Annotated in this window: 20 protein-coding genes; 13 read left to right on the top strand and 7 right to left on the bottom strand. The window is 56.2% G+C overall.

Translation table 11 applies throughout. From position 1 onward, the window contains the following. Positions 1–9: 9 nt before the first annotated feature. The gene (locus VGH19_04505; protein ID HEY1170611.1) at positions 10–585 is read right to left on the bottom strand and encodes a transglutaminase family protein; all 576 of its coding nucleotides are present in this window, start codon (positions 583–585) and stop codon (positions 10–12) included. A gap of 257 nt (positions 586–842) precedes the next feature. Between VGH19_04505 and VGH19_04510 the strand changes: the two genes are divergently transcribed. Continuing rightward, positions 843–1,496: a hypothetical protein gene (locus VGH19_04510; protein HEY1170612.1), complete on the top strand. Its 654-nt coding sequence runs from the start codon at positions 843–845 to the stop codon at positions 1,494–1,496. A 52-nt stretch (positions 1,497–1,548) separates the two neighbouring features. On the opposite strand, the gene VGH19_04515 is transcribed toward VGH19_04510, so the two are convergent. Both VGH19_04515 and VGH19_04520 read right to left on the bottom strand, forming a co-directional pair. After that, positions 1,549–2,004, bottom strand: coding sequence for a hypothetical protein (locus VGH19_04515; GenBank protein HEY1170613.1), 456 nt, complete (start codon positions 2,002–2,004; stop codon positions 1,549–1,551). A gap of 1 nt (position 2,005) precedes the next feature. Then, positions 2,006–2,476: a hypothetical protein gene (locus tag VGH19_04520; protein HEY1170614.1), complete on the bottom strand. Its 471-nt coding sequence runs from the start codon at positions 2,474–2,476 to the stop codon at positions 2,006–2,008. Positions 2,477–3,107: 631 nt separating this feature from the next. Here VGH19_04520 and VGH19_04525 point away from each other — a divergent pair. Genes VGH19_04525 through VGH19_04570 form a run of 10 tightly spaced genes read left to right on the top strand, consistent with a single transcriptional unit; the run spans position 3,108 to position 14,439 of the window. Next, the gene (locus VGH19_04525) at positions 3,108–3,776 is read left to right on the top strand and encodes a cytochrome c3 family protein (GenBank protein HEY1170615.1); all 669 of its coding nucleotides are present in this window, start codon (positions 3,108–3,110) and stop codon (positions 3,774–3,776) included. Beyond that, positions 3,773–7,198 (top strand): TAT-variant-translocated molybdopterin oxidoreductase, encoded by a 3,426-nt coding sequence (locus VGH19_04530; protein HEY1170616.1) that lies wholly within the window; start codon positions 3,773–3,775, stop codon positions 7,196–7,198. The genes VGH19_04525 and VGH19_04530 overlap by 4 nt, the downstream gene beginning before the upstream one ends. Next, complete coding sequence (gene nrfD / locus VGH19_04535; protein ID HEY1170617.1) at positions 7,198–8,628, top strand: NrfD/PsrC family molybdoenzyme membrane anchor subunit; 1,431 nt, start codon at positions 7,198–7,200, stop codon at positions 8,626–8,628. Before VGH19_04530 ends, nrfD begins: the two co-directional genes overlap by 1 nt. Then, entirely contained in the window at positions 8,628–9,164 is a 537-nt protein-coding gene (locus tag VGH19_04540; protein ID HEY1170618.1) for a DUF3341 domain-containing protein, read from the top strand. Before nrfD ends, VGH19_04540 begins: the two co-directional genes overlap by 1 nt. Before the next feature lie 3 nt (positions 9,165–9,167). After that, positions 9,168–9,782 carry a cytochrome c gene (locus VGH19_04545; protein ID HEY1170619.1) on the top strand — a complete coding sequence of 205 codons (615 nt, stop codon included), beginning with the start codon at positions 9,168–9,170 and terminating at the stop codon, positions 9,780–9,782. A 4-nt stretch (positions 9,783–9,786) separates the two neighbouring features. Beyond that, entirely contained in the window at positions 9,787–11,049 is a 1,263-nt protein-coding gene (locus VGH19_04550) for a hypothetical protein (protein HEY1170620.1), read from the top strand. Positions 11,050–11,067: 18 nt separating this feature from the next. Next, positions 11,068–11,454, top strand: coding sequence for a hypothetical protein (locus VGH19_04555; GenBank protein ID HEY1170621.1), 387 nt, complete (start codon positions 11,068–11,070; stop codon positions 11,452–11,454). A 20-nt stretch (positions 11,455–11,474) separates the two neighbouring features. Then, positions 11,475–12,926 carry a cbb3-type cytochrome c oxidase subunit I gene (locus VGH19_04560; GenBank protein ID HEY1170622.1) on the top strand — a complete coding sequence of 484 codons (1,452 nt, stop codon included), beginning with the start codon at positions 11,475–11,477 and terminating at the stop codon, positions 12,924–12,926. Next, entirely contained in the window at positions 12,923–13,828 is a 906-nt protein-coding gene (locus VGH19_04565; GenBank protein ID HEY1170623.1) for a cbb3-type cytochrome c oxidase subunit II, read from the top strand. Before VGH19_04560 ends, VGH19_04565 begins: the two co-directional genes overlap by 4 nt. Further along, complete coding sequence (locus VGH19_04570) at positions 13,825–14,439, top strand: cytochrome c (protein HEY1170624.1); 615 nt, start codon at positions 13,825–13,827, stop codon at positions 14,437–14,439. The genes VGH19_04565 and VGH19_04570 overlap by 4 nt, the downstream gene beginning before the upstream one ends. 54 nt (positions 14,440–14,493) lie before the next feature. Here VGH19_04570 and queG read toward each other — a convergent pair whose 3' ends face one another. Further along, entirely contained in the window at positions 14,494–15,546 is a 1,053-nt protein-coding gene (gene queG / locus VGH19_04575) for a tRNA epoxyqueuosine(34) reductase QueG (GenBank protein ID HEY1170625.1), read from the bottom strand. Continuing rightward, entirely contained in the window at positions 15,543–16,091 is a 549-nt protein-coding gene (locus tag VGH19_04580; protein HEY1170626.1) for a shikimate kinase, read from the bottom strand. The genes queG and VGH19_04580 overlap by 4 nt, the downstream gene beginning before the upstream one ends. A gap of 116 nt (positions 16,092–16,207) precedes the next feature. Here VGH19_04580 and ptsP point away from each other — a divergent pair, with 116 nt between their 5' ends. Both ptsP and VGH19_04590 read left to right on the top strand, forming a co-directional pair. Next, the gene (gene ptsP, locus VGH19_04585; protein HEY1170627.1) at positions 16,208–17,986 is read left to right on the top strand and encodes a phosphoenolpyruvate--protein phosphotransferase; all 1,779 of its coding nucleotides are present in this window, start codon (positions 16,208–16,210) and stop codon (positions 17,984–17,986) included. A 6-nt stretch (positions 17,987–17,992) separates the two neighbouring features. After that, on the top strand, positions 17,993–18,736 hold the full coding sequence (locus VGH19_04590) for a nucleotidyltransferase family protein (protein ID HEY1170628.1): 744 nt from the start codon (positions 17,993–17,995) through the stop codon (positions 18,734–18,736). A gap of 66 nt (positions 18,737–18,802) precedes the next feature. On the opposite strand, the gene VGH19_04595 is transcribed toward VGH19_04590, so the two are convergent. Both VGH19_04595 and lysA read right to left on the bottom strand, forming a co-directional pair. Next, positions 18,803–19,594 carry an SMP-30/gluconolactonase/LRE family protein gene (locus VGH19_04595; protein HEY1170629.1) on the bottom strand — a complete coding sequence of 264 codons (792 nt, stop codon included), beginning with the start codon at positions 19,592–19,594 and terminating at the stop codon, positions 18,803–18,805. A 295-nt stretch (positions 19,595–19,889) separates the two neighbouring features. After that, positions 19,890–21,188: a diaminopimelate decarboxylase gene (gene lysA, locus VGH19_04600; GenBank protein ID HEY1170630.1), complete on the bottom strand. Its 1,299-nt coding sequence runs from the start codon at positions 21,186–21,188 to the stop codon at positions 19,890–19,892. Between the last annotated feature and the right edge of the window lie 22 nt (positions 21,189–21,210).

The following is a 21,210-nucleotide window of genomic DNA, read 5'->3' on the forward strand; positions in this document are numbered from 1 at the left end:
TTGTGCTCATCATTTCTGAATATCCGGCAGGCAATCGTACACTTCATCTGCCGTCTGGCAGCGGGTGAGCAATTCTACGATTTCAGGAAGAGGATCGGCGTAGTGGCCCGGCAGATCGCGTTCGCCGGAGAGTGTGGGAGGGAAGGCGAGTTGTTCTGCCGGTGGATTAAATGCTGCGTTCACACCGGGTTTGTTGCCGCGGGCGTCGAGGCGATACCAGCCGTGCTGGCGCAGGTGCACGGCGTTCAGTCCGTGGAGAGTGAAGCGAAGATCGGTGTCGGAAACTTGTAGGCGCTGATAGCACAGGGCGGCGGGAATGCCGTTTGCGCGAAGCAAGGCGGCGAGCAAGTGTGATTTAGCGTAGCAATAGCCGGTACGGTGTTGCAGGACTTCGGAGGCGGTGAAGGTCACGACGGGGATGCGAAAGTCACGGCTGTGACGGACTTCATCACGGACCCAGAGGAAGCAATTCCTCGTGATGGCTTCGTCATCGCCATGGCAGTCTTGAGCGAGTGCGTGGGCTTGGGCGAGGACGGCGGGGTGTTGCCAATCGATGGCGTGGGTGGAGTGAAGGAATTCGTTCATTGCGGCGGTTTGCAGGCTTGCATGGGCTCATTTAAGGGCCAAAGCATTTGTTTGCAAGCGGGTTGCATTTGGATGTGTTGTGGATGGAGTTGCGTGCGACAGCAATCTTGCGTCGCTGACGCGACGCTGTCTGTTTATGCCATTACGGCGGTTTGAAAGCCGCCGCTAAGAATCTTTCGTGCCTGATGGCACGGGAACAGGCGGGTGAATTTTTGGTAGAATGGGAGCATGACTGTCGGAATTCCGTCTAATGCTGCATGAAGAGACCTGTTTTGATTTTCACTGTATGGTTGGGTTTGGGGGTTGTGTTGGCGTTGTTATCCGGAACGGCGAGGGGTGCGGAGGAGCTGAAGCTGATCGAGGCGAAGTTCATCATGCGCGGTTACTGTTACGCGGGGAGCAAGATGGACACGAAAGCACCGGGCGGATTCGGGCCTTCGGATAATATGCCGAAGAAATTGGAGACGGCGAAGTTCAAGGCAGAGGAGGGGAAGTTGAGTTTGATCGCGTTGACGGCGGAGACGGTTCCGTTCGTGAAAGATTATCGCGGGTTTCGTTTGGTGCTGATGAATCGGACGAAAGCGGAGATGACGTTTGATGCGTCGGATTCGCGGCTATCGATCATCCAGGAGGCTCAGGATGCACAAGGGAAGTGGCAACCGATCGAGTATCTGCCGATGAGTTGGTGCGGGAACAGCCGGCATCGGGTGTTTTTACCGAAGGGCGAGTATTGGGAGTTCGTTGCGCCAGTCCATTCCGGTCCGATGAAGACGAAGCTGCGCTTCATGTTGAAGCAAGATCAGACGACGACGATCTATTCCAATGAGTTCGAAGGGAGCATTGATCCGCAGCAGTTCACGACGAAGCAGGGGCATACGCCAAAGGGGATCATGGATCCGTATTTTGAGTGATAAAGAAATGACGGATGATGAAGCTAGAATGACCAAGGAATGAGTAAGGTGCCTATTGAGGGCGTTCGAAAAATGGTGTGGTCCAGATGCGTTGTTGCCACTGGGGCCAGACTGTTTTTATTTCATTCAGCAACCATTCGCCGCCGACGGTGATGGAGCTTTCGTGGGAGGCGTAGATGATCCAGTCGAGATTTTTGTCCGACCAGAAACCTTCCAGCCCATTGTAGTGAGGTTCAAAGGAGGAAACGCTGAGTTCGTAACTTTCACCGCCTTCGCGATGTTCGTAGAGGTGAGTCACGCCGTGAGCTGTGAGGATGCGGCGCAATGATTCCTCACCGAGTTCGTGGGCAAAGTAATGGTCTTGAAAACATTCGGCGTGTGCGGGGCGATCGCCTGAGAGCGGCCACCAGCAGTGTTCACGGATACTCCAAGTGGAGCAGAGATGTTGGTAGAGGCGTGCTGCTTCGTCTTTTTCGAGACGGCGGAAATGTGCGTCTGGAGAATTCATGTTAGACGCCGAATGCGAGATGAAATCCAAGGCTGGCTTCCTGCGCGGCGAGGAGGATTTTTTCCAACTGTTCGAGATCGTATCGCATGCCTTCGGTGAGGTCATTTTCAGTCTCTTCCTTGCGACCGAAGCCGAGATCGGGTTCGAGGGGGACTTTTGCGCCCTTACGGATTTTCGCCAGAATGCTTTGGACGGCGGCGAGTCCGACGGTGGCATCGTGCCACTGCTCGCTGCCGAGTTCGGAAATAAAGGGAGTCAGGGGTGAGAGCAGGGTTTTGGCGTCGGGTGATTCGGATGGTGGAGGGGTTGACTTGGCTCCACCAAAATCCACGGCGATGATCTTGGAATCTCCTGAGGGCGGGGAATCATTGCCCATGGAATCGCTGCAGTAAGCGATGGCTAGGGATTTGCCTTCCATGCGGGCGCTGACGGCGATGTCCACCTCGAGAATGCAGTGAATGGCGATGCTCATAGTTTTGCTGTGTGACCCTATCTTTGGAAAGTTGGTGTCCTTGGCTGAGGATTCTCGTCCGTTAGTGAGGCGGGTCAAGTCTGGGAAAGTGGGGCAATTTTAGCCATGGATCCAGCACAGACGAAATACGGATGGGAAGGTGAGGTTTAGGTCCGTTTCTTTGCTTCGGCAGCGATGAGGGGAGTAATGAGAGCGAGTCTCATGGGAATATGTTTTGACAATCTGGCGCACTATCGCAGAATCCGTCTCCCGTTGCGCGGGAATCCAGTCCGCGCCGCCACCACGCTGGCTTTTCCGGTGATCTTGGTTTCTACCAGGACGTTTTACCCGGGTTCGCGATCGTGGATTTTTAATTTGGCGGCGAAAGATTGGAAAACTGGGCTGCGGGCCTTGATAAGGTCTAATGACGCTTATTAAGGAAACCTAAATCATGCGCCGTAAGCGGAGTTTGCTTGCGGAAGTTTAGGGAAAGCCTAATAAAAAACGCGACGCACGAACAGTGCGTCTTATTTTGCTGGGTAAAAAGCATAAGTAGTTTGGTTGTTGTTAAGCTGGTTTGCGGTTGAGATTAACGAAAATGATGCTGATGTGGCGAGGAAAGCTGCTGAAAGCTCAGAAAAGTTAAGCCCAAATGTCAGACATTTTTCCTAAATGGACCAATAAGTTGCCGCTACTCATCGTAGTGGGTGCTTCCTTGGTCGGCACGGCGGTCACCGCCGGTGTGTGGTATTACTTCACACCGAAATACACGCGCGTCGGTTATCAGCCGAAGCAGCCGGTGGCCTTTTCACATAAGATTCACGCCGACCAGTTGGGTCTGGACTGCCGCTACTGCCATAATGGCGTGGAGAAGTCCTGGTATTCCAATGTGCCTGCCGCAAGCACGTGCATGAACTGCCACAACCAAGTGCTGAAGGATGATCCGAAGCTGCAAGTGGTGCGTGACAGCTATAACGAGAACAAGCCTATCCCGTGGGTGCAGATCCATAAGGTGCCGGATTACGTTTATTTCAACCACTCGGTGCACGTAAATCGTGGTGTGAGTTGCGTAGAGTGCCATGGTCAAGTGAACCAGATGGAGGAGGTTTATCACTCCAAGTCGTTGAGCATGTCCTTCTGCTTGGACTGCCATCGCAATCCGGAAAAGGCGATCCGTCCGTTGGATAAGATCACTGATTTGAACTTCAAGTGGAGCGAAGACCCGAAGGTGAATGCTGAGAAGCAGAAGGCGTTCGGTCTCGAAATGGTCCACAAGATGAACGTGCAGTCGTCTCAAAGCTGCTCGACCTGCCATCGATGAAAACAATTCCCCCTTCCCAAACGGAACCGAAGTCTGGCCAGCAATACTGGCGCAGTTTGGACCAGTTGCAGGATACTGCGGAGTTCCGTCAGTGGCTCGAGCGCGAGTTCCCTGAAGGCGCGAGCGAGTTCACGGACCCAGTTTCCCGCCGTAATTTCGTCAAGATCATGTCCGCCTCGTTCCTGCTCGCAGGCGTGGGGTTGACGGGTTGCCGTCGTCCGGAAGAGCACATCCTGCCGTTCTCGAAGATGCCGGAGGATTACGTGCACGGTGTGGCGCAGTATTACGCTTCGGCGTTCCCGACTCGTGGCACGGCCATCCCGCTGGTGGTGAAGGCGCATGAAGGCCGCCCGGTGAAGGTGGAAGGCAACAGCCAGTTGCCTGGCAGTAAGGGTGGTACGGATCAATTCGCGCAGGCTTCCTTGCTGGATCTGTATGATGTGGACCGCGCGAAGCGTTTCACGAAAGACGGCGCTGGCATTGATCGCAATGCAGCTCTGGATGCTTTAAGCAAGCTCGGTGCGGATGCCGTGGCGAACAAGGGTGCCGGTCTGGCGTTCCTGTTGCAGCGTAGCAGCTCACCTTCCCGCAATCGCGTGCAGAAGGCGATCGCGGCCAAGTTGACGGCGGCGAAGTGGTTCATTTACGAACCCGTTGATTTCGACATCCATCGTCAGGCGGCCTCGGCAGTGTTCGGCAAGGAAGTGAAGCCGAATTACAACCTCGGCGAAGCCAAGCGCATCCTCTCCCTCGACGCTGATTTCATCGGCAACGAAGAGGGTGGTTATTCGCAGATTCACGGCTTTGCGAAGGGCCGCAAGACGCGCACGAACAAGGACGACATGAACCGCCTCTATGCGGTTGAAGCGTTGTTCACGTTGACGGGTGCGAATGCGGATCACCGCTTGCGCGTTGCTTCGAGCGCCGTTCTGCCGATCGCGGCGAAGGTCGCGTTGGCGATTCTCGGCGGCAAGAGTGGTTTCAATACAGTCACCCAAGCCTTGGAGCCGATCGCGGCGCAGGCGAAGGTGGACGAGAAGTGGATCACGGAATGCGCGAAGGATCTCGTGTCCAGCGGCAAGAACAGCGTGGTGCTCGCGGGTTATCAGCAGCCGCTGGAAGTTCACCTTATCGCGCATGTGCTCAATGCCGCGCTCGGTTCGGCGGGCACGGTGGTCAGCTACCTCCCGGCGGATGAGCCGGTGCGGGGCACGATCCAAGAACTCGCTGCCGCGTTGAACGCGGGCGAAGTCACTACCCTCGCCATCCTCGGTGGCAATCCGGTTTACAATGCTCCCGCAGATCTGAACTGGTCGGCTGCGCAAGCCAAGGCCACGACGGTCATCCGCTTGGGCTACACGGAAGACGAATCTTTCGTGAAGAAGGGCTGGCACTTGCCGCTCGCTCATTACTTGGAATCTTGGGGTGATGCCCGCACGTCCGATGGCACGTTGGTGCCCGTGCAGCCGCTCATCCAACCGTTGTTCAACGGTATCACGGAACTCGAAGTGCTCGCCCGCCTCGGTGGTTTGGCCAAGACGAGCGCCTACGAAATCGTTCGTGAGACCTTCAATGGCCTCAGCAACGGTGGCGAGAATGCCTGGCGCAAGTTCCTGCATGACGGTTTCCTGGCGGACAGCGCAGCGAAGGCAGTTTCGGTAAGCGTGAGCCTCGGCAATACCGGTGATGCGTTGAAGAACGCGAAGGTGCTTCCGGCTCCTAGCCAGAACGCGCTCGAAGTGGTGTTCCACCGCAGCTACAGCGTGGATGATGGTCGCTTCGCGAATAACGGCTGGATGCAAGAGACGCCGAACCCGATCACGAAAGTGACTTGGGACAACGTCGTGATCGTCAGCCCGGATACGGCCAAGGCCTTGGGTGTCGGTCGCTTCAACGACAAGAATGCGTTGGGTCTCGGCGGCTGGGTCAGCGGCGAGAAGGAAATTTCCCAGACTCCGACAGCAGAGCGCGGCAAGTTCTACAATCAAGTCGTCGATGTGACGGTTGGTGGTAAGACAGTTAGCGGTCCGATCTGGATCGTGCCGGGCATGGCGGACAACGTCATCGCTCTGGAACTCGGCTATGGCCGTCCGGACGCGGGTCGTATCGCCAAGTCCCAGAAGGCTCCGGCCGGTTTCAATGTCTATCCGATTCGTACGACGAATGCGTTGCACATCGCTTCGGGTGCGAAACTGACGGCGAATACCACGGCTGAACCATACGAAGTGGCCTGCACACAGGAACATGGCGTGATGGAAGGCCGCTCGATCATCCGCGAGGCGAACTTGGAGCAATACAAGAAGCAGCCCGATTTCGCGAAGTTGATGAACCTGCATCCAGCTCCGGTCACTCCGGCGTTGCAGGCCAAGGGCGTGAAAGAGGCGCCTTCGATGTATCCGAATCCGCTGGATCAGTGGAAGGACAAGGCGGTCCATCAGTGGGGCATGGCCATCGACCTCAGCGCGTGCGTGGGTTGCACAGCGTGCTTGGTCGCGTGCCAGAGCGAGAACAACGTCCCGATCGTCGGCAAGGACCAAGTCCGCCGCGGTCGCGAGATGAGCTGGCTCCGTTTGGACCGTTATTTTGCCGGCGATGTGCTGAATCCGCAGATCGCCTTCCAGCCGATGCTGTGCCAGCACTGCGAGGCTGCACCGTGCGAAAACGTTTGCCCGGTGAATGCGACCGCGCACGACGAAGAAGGCCTGAACGTCATGGCCTACAACCGTTGTGTCGGTACGCGCTACTGCTCGAACAACTGCCCATATAAGGTCCGCCGCTTCAACTACCTCGACTACAACAAGCGTGGTCTGATGGATCTCGTCGGACCGCACTACCGCACGCCGATGCTGGCGGAAGTCGAAGGCGAATGGGCGATGACCCGCTGGTGGAAGAGCCCAGAAAAAGGCTGGCGTTCCGACGAAGAGTGGGAGCTGCTCAAGCTCGCGAAGAATCCGGATGTCAGCGTGCGTATGCGCGGCGTCATGGAGAAGTGCTCCTTCTGCGTGCAACGCATCGAAGGCGCGAAGATCGCCCAGAAGGTCAAGGCGCGTGACACGGATGCCGTGGCTGTGCCCGATGGCACCATCAAGACCGCTTGCCAACAGGCTTGCCCGGCGGATGCGATCGCGTTCGGTAACATCAAAGACCCGAACAGCGAAGTGTCCAAGTGGAAAGCTCTGGACCGCGATTACTCGGTGCTGGACTTCTTGCTCACCAAGCCCCGCACGACTTATCTGGCGCGCTTGCGCAATCCGAACCCGGCTTTGCTGGGTAAGGAAGAGAAAGATCAATATCCGGGCACCTCGCAAGAGTGGCTCAACAAACACAACAGTTTTGAACATCACGGTCCGGCTGCTCATGGAGCGCATGGCCACGATGACCACGGCCACAAGGCCGAAGAGTCCAAGAAAGGAACGCACTAATGTCAGAAGCAGCCGCGATTCCAGCTAATTTCAAGGTCCAAGCTCCCCCCGTGGAGCTGGAGCGCGAAGAGTTAGTAACAAGGCAGCGCGACATCGGTTGGATATCCGACCGGGTCGCCTCCGTCATCGAAGGCAAAACACCCCTCTGGTGGTGGGCCATGATGGTGCCGAGCCTCATCCTCTACGGATGCTTGGGCGCGATGATCTTTTACCAGATCTCCGTCGGCGTCGGTGTGTGGGGTAACAGCCACCCGGTCATGTGGGGCTGGGACATCATCAACTTCGTGTGGTGGATCGGTATCGGTCACGCCGGTACGTTGATCTCCGCGATTCTCTTCCTGCTCCGGCAGAAGTGGCGTACTTCCATCAACCGTGCGTCCGAGGCGATGACGATCTTTGCCGTGATGTGCGCCGGTATTTATCCGGCCTTGCACGTTGGTCGTATCTGGTTTGACTGGTTCCTGTTCCCGATTCCGAACTCGAATGACATCTGGCCGCAGTTCCGCTCGCCGCTGATGTGGGACGTGTTCGCCGTCTCGACCTACTTCACGGTCTCCGTGTTGTTCTGGTTCATGGGTTTGATTCCTGACCTCGCGGTCATGCGTGATCGTGCGAAGACCAAGCTCCGCAAGTTCGCTTACGGCGTGTTCTCCTTCGGTTGGACGGGTTCCAACCGTCACTGGAGCAACTACGAAAAAGCGTATCTGTTGCTGGCCGGTCTCTCGACACCGCTGGTGCTTTCCGTGCACTCCATCGTGTCATTGGACTTCGCCGTCTCCCAGCTTCCGGGCTGGCACACGACGATCTTCCCGCCATACTTCGTGGCTGGTGCCGTGTTCTCCGGCTTCGGCATGGTGCTGACGTTGCTCGTCCCGCTCCGCACATTGTGCAAGCTGGAAGACATCATCACGATGCGTCACATCGATCTGATGTGCAAAGTCATCTTGGCGACGGGTTCCATCGTGGGTTACGCCTACATCATGGAGCTGTTCATCGCCTGGTATAGCGGCAGCCCATATGAACGCTATGCGTTCCTGAACCGTATCTCTGGTCCTTACTACTGGGGTTACCTCTGGATGTTCCTGCCGAACGTGATCATCCCGCAATTGTTCTGGTTCAAATGGTTCCGGAGCAACTTGATGGTCATCTTCATCCTGTCACTCATCGTGAACATCGGCATGTGGTTCGAGCGTTTCGTCATCATCGTGACCTCTCTGCACCGCGATTTCCTCCCGGCGAACTGGGGTTGGTATTCACCTACGTGGGTGGACATCCTGATGTATCTCGGCACATTCGGTCAGTTCTTTACCCTGTTCCTGCTGTTCATGCGCTTCATCCCGATGATCGCCATTGGTGAAGTGAAAGCCATAACGCCGCAGGCCGATCCGCATCACCCGCTCGGTGGTGCCAAAGTTGGAGGACATCACTAATGTCAGCGAGCAAGCCATACGGCCTCTTGGCCGAATTTGACAAACCCGCCGATGTCATGCACGCGGCCGAATTGGTCCGCGATGCCGGTTACAAGGTCTGGGACGTGCACACGCCGTATCCCATCCACGGCATGGATGACGCCATGGGGTTGAAGAACTCCAAGGTCGGCTGGTTCTCCTTCATCGGCGGTATCACTGGTTACACCAGCGGAATGCTGCTCATCTGGTGGACGAACGCCGTGGACTACAAGATCATGATCGGCGGCAAGCCGATGTTCAGCCCGTTCGGCGCATTCCCGCCGTCCTACGAGTTGACGATTCTCTTCGGCGCATTCGGTGCGCTGTTCGGCATGCTGTTCCTGAACCGCCTGCCGCGTTTGCATCACCCGCTCCTGAAGCACGACCGCTTCAAGCTGGCGACTCATGACAAATATTTCATCGTGATCGAGACTGCCGATCCGAAGTATTCACCGAAAGAAACCCGCGAGTTGCTGGAAAAGGCCGGCAGCACACGCATCGAACTCGTGGAGGAATAAGGAATGAAATACTTTTTTGGTTTTCTGGTTTTGGCCGTGGTGTCCGTCCTGCTGATCGCAGGCCGGCGCGGCGACCATTCCTCCAAGCCCCCGATTGAGGTCATCCCGGACATGGATCGCCAGCCCAAGCTGCGTCCCCAGGCCGGTAATAATTTCTTCGGTGACGGCAAGAGTTCCCAGGTGAAGGTGGAAGGCACGATCGCCCGTGGTTCTCATTATGAGGACAACGCGGTGAACACGGGCAAGATCACCGGCACCACGAACTGGGTGGAATTGATCCCGGTGCAAGTCACGGCGCAACTCATGGCCCGCGGTCATGAACGCTATGACATCAACTGCGCCCCTTGTCACGGCAAGGTGGGCGATGGCAAAGGCATCACGACCAAGTATGCGATGGTGGCCGTGGCGAACTTCCACGACCAGCGCCTGATCGAGATGACGGATGGTGAGATCTTCAACACCATCACTCACGGCAAGAACCTGATGGGACCGTACGGTGCGAACATCGATATCGAAGATCGCTGGGCGATCATCGCCTATCTCCGCACCTTGCAACGCAGTCGCCTCGCAACCATTGATGACGTTCCGGCAGCGGCCCGTTCATCCTTGAACAAATAAATCTATGGCTTCGCACACGACATCACATACCGAAGCCCCACTGGACCTGTCCAAGTGGCGCAAAGTGCCGGGCAAGCTGATCATCGCCGGTGCCATCCTGTCCTTGGTTGGCCTCGTCGCCATCTCGCCCTCCGGCGAGGAGAAGGTTTCTCTGGTCAAGCAGTTCGGCTTCTCCTACCTCACGGCTTATATCTTCTGCCTGAGCTTCGCGATCGGCGGTCTCTTGCTGACCATCCTGCATCACCTGTTTGATGCAAGCTGGTCTGTGCCGACCCGCCGTATCACGGAAGCGTTGTCCAGTCTCTCGGTGCCGATGGCCATCGCCTTCGCGCCCATCTTGGTTCTCTCGTTGATGGAGAGCACCACGTTGTATTCATGGATGACTCATGCTGGTGAACACAGCCATGCTGTCCATGCGAAGAGCCCGCTGATGACCAAGGCCGGTTTCGTGATCGTGAGCTTGGTCGCGTTGGGTTCTTGGGTGCTGTTCTCCAATCGCCTCCGTTACTGGTCCTTGAAACAGGATGAGACGGGTTCCTTTGAATGCACGAAGGGGATGCGCAAGTGGGCCTGCGGCGGTGTGTGGGTGTATGCCATCACGGTGACGCTTGCCATCATCATGTGGGTGAAAGCGCTCCATGTGGAGTTCTTCTCCACGATGTTCGGTGTGCAATACTTCGCGGGCACGACTTGGGTGACCATTGGCACGACCTACCTGATTGCGCTGATCTTGAAGCGCCAAGGACCGCTGCAAGGTTTCGCCAAGGACAAGACGTTCTACTTCTTGGGCACACTGCTGTTCGCCTTCACGGTGTTCTGGGCATATGTCACGTTCTCCCAATATTTCATCATCTGGAACGCCAACGTGCCGGAAGAAACGTTCTTCTACGTCTGGCGTGAGCAGGGTTCCTGGTTCGGTCTGGGTGTGTTGCTGATCTTCGGCCACTTCTTCATCCCGTTCCTCGCGCTCTTGCGTATCGACCTCAAGTTGAAGGTCTGGTGGATGGCACCAATCATCGCTTGGGCTTGGTTGATGCACTACTTGGATGTGACCTTCCACATCATGCCGGTTCTCCGTCCGTTCGGCTTCATGCCGCAATTGCTGGATGTGGGCCTGCTCCTGCTGATGGTGGGTGTCTTGGTCAACTATTTCATCAAGTCGCTGAACGCGCACCCGGTGATCCCGCAGAAGGATCCGCGCATGGCCGAGGCGCTGGATATGTATGTGCCGCCTGCTTCATCCAAGCTGGCCGGTGCGAAACACTAATTTAGAACCGAAGAGCCTATGAGCAAATCATCCAGCTGCTGCGGTTGCATCAGTCCGAAATGTATCGCCTGGTTTGTCGGCATCGCCGGCACGTTCCTCATCACCTACGGTTTCGTAAAGGTGATGCAGAACTACCATAAGGCGCCTGACCTTACCGGTGCCCGTGCCACCGAGCGCGCCAAGAACCTGAAAGACTTGCGTGCCGAGGAAAACAAGGTTCTCACCGAATACGCCTGGCAGAACAAAGACAAAGGTTTTGTTCGCGTCCCTGTGACCCGTGCCATCGAACTGACCTTGGCCGAGTATCAAGATCCGAAAGCTCTTCGTGCTGAAATGATCAAGCGCGTTCACAAGTTGAACGAAGAGCCGCCCAAAGCGCCGGAAAAGCCGAGCGCTTTCGAGTAACAATTCTTTGAGCAGACGAAATGAGTTCGGCTCCCCATACAACTGAAGCGGTCTGCACGCCTGAGGTGACTCCGGCACAGATTGATGCTTCATGCCGTGTCCCGCTGTTGCTGATTTTCGTCAGCTCGGCGGCGTGGCTGGTCATCAGTTCAATCTTGGGCCTGATCGCCTCGGTCAAGATGCACAGCCCCACGTTGCTGGCGGACTGCCGCTTCTTCACTTTCGGTCATGTGCAAGCCGCAGCGTTTAATACGCTGCTCTACGGTTTCATCGCCCAAGCGGCGATTGGTGTCATGCTCTGGCTCATAGCCCGGTTGGGGCGCACTACACTCGTTGGCGGTGGATTCGCTGCTGTCGGTGCCATCTTCTGGAACCTCGGGGTCACCCTCGGTCTGATCGGTATCATGATCGGTGACGGTTCTGGTTATGAATGGTTTGAGTTTCCGAAGTATGCAGCGGGAGTCTTGCTGGGTGCTTACTTCCTGATGGGGTTGGTCGGTGGCTTCACCTTCGCCAGCCGGAAGAACGAGGAGATGTATCCTTCCCAATGGTTCTTGCTGGCCGCGTTGTTCTGGTTCCCATGGACCTATGCTACAGCGGTTGCCTTGATTCATTGGTCCCCGGTTGCGGGCGTGATGCAGTCCATCGTGCACCAATGGTTTGCCCATAACTTCGTAACGGTCTGGTTGGGCAGCATCGGTATCGCCACCGCGTTCTATTTTGTTCCCAAAATTTCCGGCAAGCCGCTGGCCAGCTACAGCTATGCACTGGTCACGTTCTGGTTCTTGCTGATCTTTGGCGGAATGGGCGGCATGCACCACGGCATGCCGGTTCCGGCATGGTTGCCTTCGCTCAGCACGGTGATGGCGTTTTTGCTCATTGGTCCGGTGCTGGCGTTCATTCTGAATTTGCAAAAGACGTTGTTCGATGGAGACGGTGGGTTACCCAAGAGCATTGTTCTTAATTTTATCATCGGCGGTTCCGTCGCTTTGTTGGCAGGCTCTTTGATGAAGGCTGTCGGCTCGATTCCTTACATCAACGACTACACCTATTTCACTTACTTCACTACGGCACAAAGCAAGTTGTTCTTGTTGGGCTTTGCCTCGTTGATCCTGCTCGGTGCGGTTTATCACATCGTCCCCCAAGTGACTGGTATGGAATGGCCTTTCGAAGGTGCGATCAAGGCTCACTTCTACCTTGCTGTGGCAGGCACCCTCTTCATCGTGGTGCCGCTGGCCATCGGTGGTGTCATGCAAGGCGGGAAACTGGCTTCGACCGCCAACTTTGGCGACGTGACCAAGGCAGCCATGATGGCCTTCCGCCCCAGCACACTAGGAGACTTGCTCTGGCTCTTCGGCAGCATGGCGCTGTTGGCAAATATCAAACTTCTCATCTTCCGTATGGTGAAGGCGAATGTCGTCTGCTGTGTCTGCGACTCCAAGACGGCCAAGACCCGGGAGGCCACAGTATGAATCAAGGTCCTCTAGTTTTCCTGGGCATATTCGTGACCTTGGTCACTTCCTGGTTCGGCATGATTTTTGTGCCGCAAGCGCAGGTCGGCAATCTCCAGCCGGTGAAGGCCGAAGTGAGCGGAGGCCTCTATCCGGCGGCGAAGTCCGGTATGGCACAACAAGGCGCGGAAGTCTATCGCCAGCAAGGTTGCTACTACTGCCATAGCCAGCAGATTCGCCAGAGCGGTGTTCATTTCGATGTCATCCTCATTAAGGCGGGTAGCAATACCAATGACCTCATCAAGGCCATTGCCAAGCACAACGGCCAGTTCGGCGAGGCTGCCTTGCGTAAACTGATCCAGGGCACACCCGTGGAAGTCCTGTCCGGTGTGACCTTGGAAGAAGCTGAGAAGCTCAATAACGAGATCGGTGCCATCAAAGTGACAGACGACAGCAATCCGCAGAGCACTTACCGCGCCGTGGCACAGGGTGCTGATTTCGACCGCGAATGGGGTGCCCGCCGCACGGTTGCTCCAGACTATCTCTTCGAACGCACACCGATGCTTGGCGAACTGCGCGTAGGCCCTGATCTGACCAATATCGGTTCGCGCCAGACCAACGCCGTTTGGCATCTCACCCATCTATACAATCCCAAGCTGGTTGCTGAAGGTTCCAAGATGCCGCCTTACAAGTTCCTGTTCGAGAAACGAAAGAAAGGTCATGTCGCATCACCGGACGCGCTGACATTGCCAGACATAGAACCTGACATGGAAGTGGTGCCGACCCAAGACTCAAAAGTTTTGGTAGCCTATCTCCTGAGCCTGAAAACCACGACGCCAATCTTTGAGACTCCGATGCCGCCAGTGATCAAGAAGGAGCAGCCCGCGACGAATGACACGGCCAAAGCTGCAACTGCGCCATGAGTAATTCCAAGAACAATAAGAATGGTGGCGCTCCCGTTGAGGGACCGGAACCAACCGTCAAACACGGACACTCTCCCCTGTGGGTGTTTGTGACGGCTGGTTTGTTGCTCTACTCAGGTATGGGTTTCCTGGCCGACCGCGCCGGTGGTTTCAATAATCAAGTTTACGAGCCATATCCCTCGCTTGCTTATGTGAAACGTGCTCATCCCCCGCAAGGTGATGACCCCGTGGCCCGTGGTAAGAAAGTCTTTGAAGCCCGTGGTTGCGGTGGTTGCCATGGCGCCGAAGGTGGTGGCACACCGGGTGTTAACCCGCCCTTGGCTGGTTCTGAATGGGTGTTGGCCGAAGGCCCGAACCGACTGGTTCGCATCGTTCTCAACGGTCTTAATGGGCCTATCACGGTCAAAGGCCAGGCCTACAACGGCCAGATGCCTGCGATGGGTGATGGCCTGACGGATCGTGAGATTGCTGATCTGCTCAGCTTCCTCCGCAAGTCATGGGGCAATAATGCCTCCGTCGTGACCGAAGCCCAAGTGAAGCCCGTCGCCTCCGAAGTCCGCGGCAAGCCGCAATGGAAGCCCGCTGATCTCCTGGCGCTGCCGGATAAATAAACGGTTACCATTTCTTTTCAAAACCTGCCGCGGCGCGTTGCTCCGGCAGGTTTTTTATTGCCCGTTTTTCGCTGCCATTTTGGCGATGCGTTCTTCGATTTGGCGGATCGCCCATTCTGCATGTTCTGCGATCAACGGTTCGGCATCACCACGGGCTTGTTTCAAAGCAGGCAATGCTTCCACTCCCGCAGTATTCCCCAAAGCCACGCAAACATTTCGGAGCAAACCCCGGCGTTTGGTGCGCAATACCGGTGTTCCGGCAAAGCGCTGTTTGAAGCCAGCCGCATCCAATCGTAACAGCTCCAGCAGATCAGGGGCGCTCATATCCTCACGCCGATGCGGGCGGAGCAGCGAGGCCTCTTTGGCAAAGCGGTTCCAAGGGCAGACCGCCAAACACTCATCGCAGCCGTAGATGCGGTTGCCGATCAGCGGTCGTAACTCTACCGGGATGGAACCTTTTAACTCGATGGTGAGATAGGAAATGCAACGTCGTGCATCCAATTGAAAAGGAGCGGGCAGGGCGTTGGTCGGACAGGCATCCAAGCAACGATGACAGGTGCCGCAACGGTTCAATTCACCTGTATCTGGCTCCAATTCCAAGGTGGTGATGATCTCCGAGAGGAAGAACCAGTTGCCTAAATGACGGCTGATAAGATTCGTATGCTTGCCAGCGAAGCCGATGCCAGCCCGTTGCGCCAGATCACGCTCCAGCAAGGGCCCCGTATCCACATACCAAAGCGAGTGTGTGCCTTCACCGCCTTGCGCGTCGATGAAATCCGATAGCTGTTTGAGCGGCCCAGCCAGCACATCGTGATAATCCGTGTGCCGGGCATAGCGCGCCATCACCCCTTTGCCTTCATATGCTTCACCTTTCCATGCCTCGGCATGATAGCTGATCGCCAGGCAAATCATCGAACGTGCTCCGGGCAGGACTTGTTGAGGATCAGTGCGCTTGTAGGCATTGCGCTGGAGCCAGCCCATTTCGCCATGTTTTCCTTCCGCCAGCCATTCGTTCAGATGTGGACCGCTGGCCGGTGGGTTGGCGCTGGTGAAGCGGCAGAGGTCAAAGCCCAGTTCTAGGGCGCGTTGGCGGATGGCTTCCTTCACTGGCTTTTGCCAAAATCACGCTGAGCGAGGTGGAACTGATGGCAAATCTGTTGGGCTACTTCCCGGACCGAGCGGAATTCCGTGCTCACCAAGACATCCGCTTTGCGATAGTGCGGCTCCCGTTCACCGAGCAGGCGTTCGATCTTGGCCTGCGGATCGGGATCGTGGAGCAGGGGGCGGTGCGCCTGGTTCTTTACCCGCCTCCAGATGGTCTCCGGGGCTGCCCAGAGGCAAACGACGAGGGAATGGGCCTTAAGAGCCTCCATATTGGCGTGATTGCACACCAATCCGCCACCTGTGGCGATGACCACGGATGACATCTCCCCCAGCTTGGCGACCGTTTCCCGCTCATATTGGCGGAAGGCCGGTTCGCCTTCCTCGGCGAAGATCCGGGGGATGGGTTTGTTCACCTGATGCTCGATCATGGCGTCCGTATCCAAGAAATGGAAACGCAGGATAGCGGCGACTTGCTGGCCCACCGTCGATTTGCCGGTGCCCATAAAGCCTACCAAGGTTATGTTCCGCAATTCCCGTCCGAGACTCATTACTGGGTGAATACCCTATCCTAGGGACAGAGGCACGCCGATTCTCTGGAAATCAATAGGTAGTCATTTGGTGAAAATTTATTTTCAAATCGCCCTTTTCCAGTTAATCCTGACGTGTGCCTGATCGTGCCATCAAGGGAGAACGTACGTTCCGGGGGATTCCGGTTTCTGCCGGAGTCGTCCGCGGAAAAGTTCTCGTCATCACGACCAGTCGTGACACGGTCCCGCGTCGCTCCATTTCTGAGGCCAATATCCCGGATGAATTGCAGCGTCTGGAACAGGCGCTCATCCTGACCCGTCAGGAAATCATGGGTGTGCAGCAGAAGGTGGCGGATAATCTCGGGGCCACGGATGCCAATATCTTCGATGCACATCTGCTTGTCCTCGAGGACCCTACCTTGCTGGATGAGACCACGCGCATGATGCGTGAACAGCTCGTGAGTGTGGACTTCGCCTACCAGCAAGTCGCCGAAAAATACGCCGCATCCTTGGAGAGCATTGAGGATGATTATCTCCGTGAGCGGGCTGCCGACCTGCGCGATGTCAAAACGCGCGTGCTGAACAATCTCATCGGTCGCGCACCGGAAGACCTGCTCGGTCATCTGAACGAGCCGTGCATCATCATCGCGCATGACCTGACGCCCTCGACTACGGCGCAGCTTAATAAGAAATTTGTCATCGGTTTCGCCACGGAGATCGGCAGCAAGACCTCGCACACGGCCATCATGGCGCGGTCACTCCAGATACCCGCCATCGTCGGTCTGCCTGAGATCACGAACGATCTCATCAACGGTGAATACGTTTTGCTAGATGGCTACAACGGCGTCGTTGTCCTGAATCCCACGGAGCAGACGCTGTTCGAATACGGCCAGCTCGTCCGCAAGCAGTTGTCCCTGCAGGACGAACTCATCGAGCTGCGTGATAAACCGGCCATCACCCTGGATGGTCGCAAGGTCATCCTTTCCGCGAACTTGGAAACACCCGAGGACGTGGATAATGTGAAGCTCAGCGGTGCCGAAGGCGTGGGGCTTTACCGCACGGAATACCTTTTCATCAATCGCGATGCGCTGCCTTCGGAAGAGGACCAGTATGCTGCTTATCATAAAGTGGCGACGGCTTTGAAGGGCCAGCCAGTGGTCATCCGTACCTTGGATTTGGGCGGAGATAAGTTCCTCTCAAGCCTGCAAATCCCCACGGAGATGAATCCTTTCCTCGGATGGCGTGCCATCCGTTTCTGCCTGCAAGAGCTTGATGTGTTCCGTGTGCAGCTCCGCGCCATCTTGCGCGCCAGTGCTGTGGGCAATGTGAAGATCATGTACCCCATGATCTCGGGTGTGGAAGAGCTCAGACAGGCGAATGCGCTGCTGGAAGAATGCAAGGATCAGTTGCGCGCTGAAGGCAAGGCATTCGATGACAAGCTCGAGATCGGTGCGATGATCGAGATTCCGTCAGCAGCACTCGCAGCGGATTCATTGGCGAAGCGCGTCCAGTTCTTCAGCTTGGGCACGAACGATCTCATCCAGTATTCCCTCGCGGTGGACCGGATGAACGAGAAGATCGCGCATCTCTACGAGCCCTCGCATCCCGCCATCCTGCGCCTTATCCAGATGACTGTGGAAGCGGCGCATCGCAAAGGGCTGTGGGTGGGCGTCTGCGGAGAGATGGCCGGTGATCCCGCGCTCGTGCCGCTGCTGCTGGGCTTGGGTGTCGATGAATTGAGTGCGGCTGCGCCCTTGGTGCCGCAGATCAAGAAGCTCATCCGCCAGATCAAACAGAGCGAAGCCGAAGAATTGGTGAGGAAAGCTTTCGAGTGTGATTCCGGTGCGGAAATCCACGCTCTCTCTCTGCAACTTGCACGAAAAGTTGCACCAACGCTTTTTAGTGCTACAAAGTAACCCCAGATGAAAGTGCTGATCCTTGCGGCTGGTTATGCCACCCGCCTTTACCCGTTGACTCTGACTCAACCGAAACCGCTGCTGCCAGTGGCTGGCAAGCCCATGATCGATTACGTGATGGATAACCTCGCGGCCATCCCCGAGGTCGATCACGTGTATGTCGTAACGAACGCCAAGTTCGCCGGGCATTTCCAGAAATGGGCGGACAGCTATGTGTCCAACTCCAAGTTCAAGTTCACCATCGTGAACGATGGCTCCACGGATGACTCCAACAAGCTCGGCGCCATCGGTGACCTGCACCTCGTGCTGACGAAGGAGAAGATCAATGACGATCTGATCGTCGTGGCCGGCGATAATCTTTTCAGCGAGAAGCTCGGCGAGTTCGGCAAGTATTGCGTGGAGAAGAAAGCTCCGGTGCTTGGCCTCTACGACGTCGGCAGCTTGGATCAGGCGAAGAAGTATGGTGTCGTGAGCGTGGACAATGACGGCAAGCTCGCCAAGTTCGTCGAGAAGCCCGCGCAGCCGGAGAGCACGCTCATCGGCATCGCGCTCTACTACTATCCGAAAGCTACGTTGCCGCTGGTGGATAAATACATCAAAGACGGTAACAACCCCGACCAGCCGGGCCGCCTCGTGCAATGGCTCTACCCGCAGCAACCAGTCTACACATGGACGGTGCCGGGCATCTGGTACGACATCGGTTCCAAGGAAACGCTGGAAGAAGCGAACCGGATTTTTGCGAAGAAGTAATCCGACAATTCTTTAAAACAAAAGGCCGAAGGAATTTTCCTTCGGCCTTTTTGTTTTAATTAAGAATTACCTCAGCCCGCGCGCTTTCACATCGATCGCATAGAGCGATTTCTTAGCCGTGATGAAAAGCGTCTTCATTCCGGAACCGCCGAAGCCGACATTTGCCGGGCCTTCCGGTGTCAGAATCTTGCCAATGAGTGTGCCATCCGGCTCGAAGATATGCACGCCATCGCCAGCGCTGGACCAGATGCGACCTTTGCTGTCACAGCGGATGCCATCGGGCACGCCCTTGTCGATCTTGCAGAAGACTTTGCCATTGGAGACCGTGCCGTCCTTGTTCACATCGAACACACGGATGTGTTTTGGTGCGCCGGAATCTGCCACGTAGAGCTTCTTTTCATTCGGTGAGAAGCAGATGCCGTTGGGCTTATCGAAGTCCGTGATGACCGCTGTGAGCGTTTTCTTCTTCGGGTCGTAGCGATAGACGTAATTGCCCGGTTGCTGTTTGTCGCCCTTGTTTGTCAGACCATAATCCGGATCAGTGAACCAGATGGAGCCATCCGATTTCACTACCGGATCGTTCGGCGAGTTCAGTTTCTTGCCGTTATAAGAATCTACGATCGTTTTGACCGTGCCGTTCTTTTCCGTCACTGATACGCGGCGTCCGGCGTGTTCAGCGCTGATGAGGCGGCCTTGGCGATCGATGGTGTTACCATTCGCATTCTGGCTGTTATCGCGATAGATGGTGACACCTTCCTTCTCCGTCCATTTCTTCAAATGGTTGGCCGGGATGTCGCTGAAAATAAGATAACCACCGCCCAATCCACTGAACCATTGCGGACCTTCGGTGAAATTCATACCCGTGCCCAAACGCTTGAGGACGGAGTTGGTATTCACCGCTTTGGTGAACGCGACTTGATTGATGATCTGGAACTCAAAAGGTGCATTTTCTGCACCCTGAACGGCATGGACCATGAACAGGCCCAGCACTGTGGTTAACAGTGTTCTCTTCATAGGCGATATGACTGTGTGTGATGTGTGTGCTTTGGCTGACATGGTTGTTAGCAAAAATTGCTGTCGCCGTCACGAGAAAGAAAAAGCCCGCTGAAGATTTTTTCTTCAACGGGCTTTTGGTTGGTTGGACTTGTAGAAATTACTTCAACCACTTCGGCACGGATTCATCCGCCAGAATGTCTTTCACTTCCTGGCGTTTGCGCACGACGGCGCTTTCCTTGCCATTCACGAGTATTTCCGCAGTCATCGGTCGCGTGTTGTAGTTCGAGGCCATCACGAAGCCATACGCACCGGCCGAGAGCAGGGCGAGCTTGTCGCCTTCACCGACCTTTGGCAGCGGGCGATCCTTGGCGAAGTAATCGCCGGACTCGCAGATCGGTCCCACGATGTCAGAGGAGATGAGCGCACCGCCTTTTTGCTCCAGTGGAACGATCTCATGATAGCTGTCATAGAAAGCAGGGCGGATGAGATCGTTCATCGCGGCGTCCACGATGACGAAGTTCTTTTTGCCCGTGCGCTTCACATATTCCACCTGCGTCACGAGGATGCCGGCGTTGCCCACGAGGAAGCGGCCCGGTTCCATGAGGATGCGCAAGCCCAGCGGCTCGAGCAATGGCTTGAGCGTGGCGGCGTAACTGGCGGGCGTAAGAATCTTTTTCGCCTTGGGCTGCTGCCACCATTCTTCCGAAGCACTGGCGAGAGCAGGATTGTAGATGATGCCCAGACCGCCCCCGATGCTGAAGAACTCGAAATTGTGTTTCTTCGCGAGCTTCGCGACGAGCGGCACCATCTTCTCGACGGCGAGCTTGAACGGCTTTACTTCCGTGAGCTGCGAGCCGATGTGGATCTGGATGCCGCGCAGCCAGAGGTTCTTCAATTTGCTGGCGCGTTTATAAACGCCTTCAATCTCTTCGATGGCGATGCCGAATTTGTTTTCGTACGTGCCCGTGGTGATCTTGGCATGCGTGCCAGCATCCACGTTCGGATTCACGCGCACGGCGATGGGCGCGATCTTCTTCACGCGACCGGCCACCTTGTTGATGCGGATGAGTTCCGCCTCGCTCTCGACGTTGAAGGAGTAGATGCCTTTTTTCAGGGCGAACTCAATTTCAGCTTCCGTCTTGCCGACACCGGCGAAGACGCATTTGCCCGGCTCGCCGCCGGCGGCGATGACGCGTTGCAACTCACCGGCACTGACGATATCGAAACCGCTGCCTTCATTGGCGAGCGCGCGGATGACGGCGATATTGGAGTTCGATTTGACCGCGAAACAGATCAGGTGATCGAGCGGATCGAGCGCGGCATCGAGCTTGTTGAAATGGTCTGTGATGGTGTTTTGGGAATAGACGTAAAGCGGCGTACCGTGTTCCTGGGCGAGCTTGTCGACCGGAACACCTTCGCAATACAGCTTCTTACCGACGTAACGAAAGTCATGCATGGGCGGTAGTTATGCCATAGGC

It is taken from the genome of Verrucomicrobiia bacterium, assembly GCA_036405135.1.
Classification (GTDB): domain Bacteria; phylum Verrucomicrobiota; class Verrucomicrobiia; order Limisphaerales; family JAEYXS01; genus JAEYXS01.

Bases quoted from the DNA above. Each gene is read 5' to 3' on its own strand.
- VGH19_04505 (HEY1170611.1), bottom strand. From the start codon at position 585: ATGAACGAATTCCTTCACTCCACCCACGCCATCGATTGGCAACACCCC.
- VGH19_04510 (HEY1170612.1), top strand. From the start codon at position 843: ATGAAGAGACCTGTTTTGATTTTCACTGTATGGTTGGGTTTGGGGGTT.
- VGH19_04515 (HEY1170613.1), bottom strand. From the start codon at position 2,004: ATGAATTCTCCAGACGCACATTTCCGCCGTCTCGAAAAAGACGAAGCA.
- VGH19_04520 (HEY1170614.1), bottom strand. From the start codon at position 2,476: ATGAGCATCGCCATTCACTGCATTCTCGAGGTGGACATCGCCGTCAGC.
- VGH19_04525 (HEY1170615.1), top strand. From the start codon at position 3,108: ATGTCAGACATTTTTCCTAAATGGACCAATAAGTTGCCGCTACTCATC.
- VGH19_04530 (HEY1170616.1), top strand. From the start codon at position 3,773: ATGAAAACAATTCCCCCTTCCCAAACGGAACCGAAGTCTGGCCAGCAA.
- nrfD (HEY1170617.1), top strand. From the start codon at position 7,198: ATGTCAGAAGCAGCCGCGATTCCAGCTAATTTCAAGGTCCAAGCTCCC.
- VGH19_04540 (HEY1170618.1), top strand. From the start codon at position 8,628: ATGTCAGCGAGCAAGCCATACGGCCTCTTGGCCGAATTTGACAAACCC.
- VGH19_04545 (HEY1170619.1), top strand. From the start codon at position 9,168: ATGAAATACTTTTTTGGTTTTCTGGTTTTGGCCGTGGTGTCCGTCCTG.
- VGH19_04550 (HEY1170620.1), top strand. From the start codon at position 9,787: ATGGCTTCGCACACGACATCACATACCGAAGCCCCACTGGACCTGTCC.
- VGH19_04555 (HEY1170621.1), top strand. From the start codon at position 11,068: ATGAGCAAATCATCCAGCTGCTGCGGTTGCATCAGTCCGAAATGTATC.
- VGH19_04560 (HEY1170622.1), top strand. From the start codon at position 11,475: ATGAGTTCGGCTCCCCATACAACTGAAGCGGTCTGCACGCCTGAGGTG.
- VGH19_04565 (HEY1170623.1), top strand. From the start codon at position 12,923: ATGAATCAAGGTCCTCTAGTTTTCCTGGGCATATTCGTGACCTTGGTC.
- VGH19_04570 (HEY1170624.1), top strand. From the start codon at position 13,825: ATGAGTAATTCCAAGAACAATAAGAATGGTGGCGCTCCCGTTGAGGGA.
- VGH19_04580 (HEY1170626.1), bottom strand. From the start codon at position 16,091: ATGAGTCTCGGACGGGAATTGCGGAACATAACCTTGGTAGGCTTTATG.
- VGH19_04590 (HEY1170628.1), top strand. From the start codon at position 17,993: ATGAAAGTGCTGATCCTTGCGGCTGGTTATGCCACCCGCCTTTACCCG.
- VGH19_04595 (HEY1170629.1), bottom strand. From the start codon at position 19,594: ATGAATTTCACCGAAGGTCCGCAATGGTTCAGTGGATTGGGCGGTGGT.
- lysA (HEY1170630.1), bottom strand. From the start codon at position 21,188: ATGCATGACTTTCGTTACGTCGGTAAGAAGCTGTATTGCGAAGGTGTT.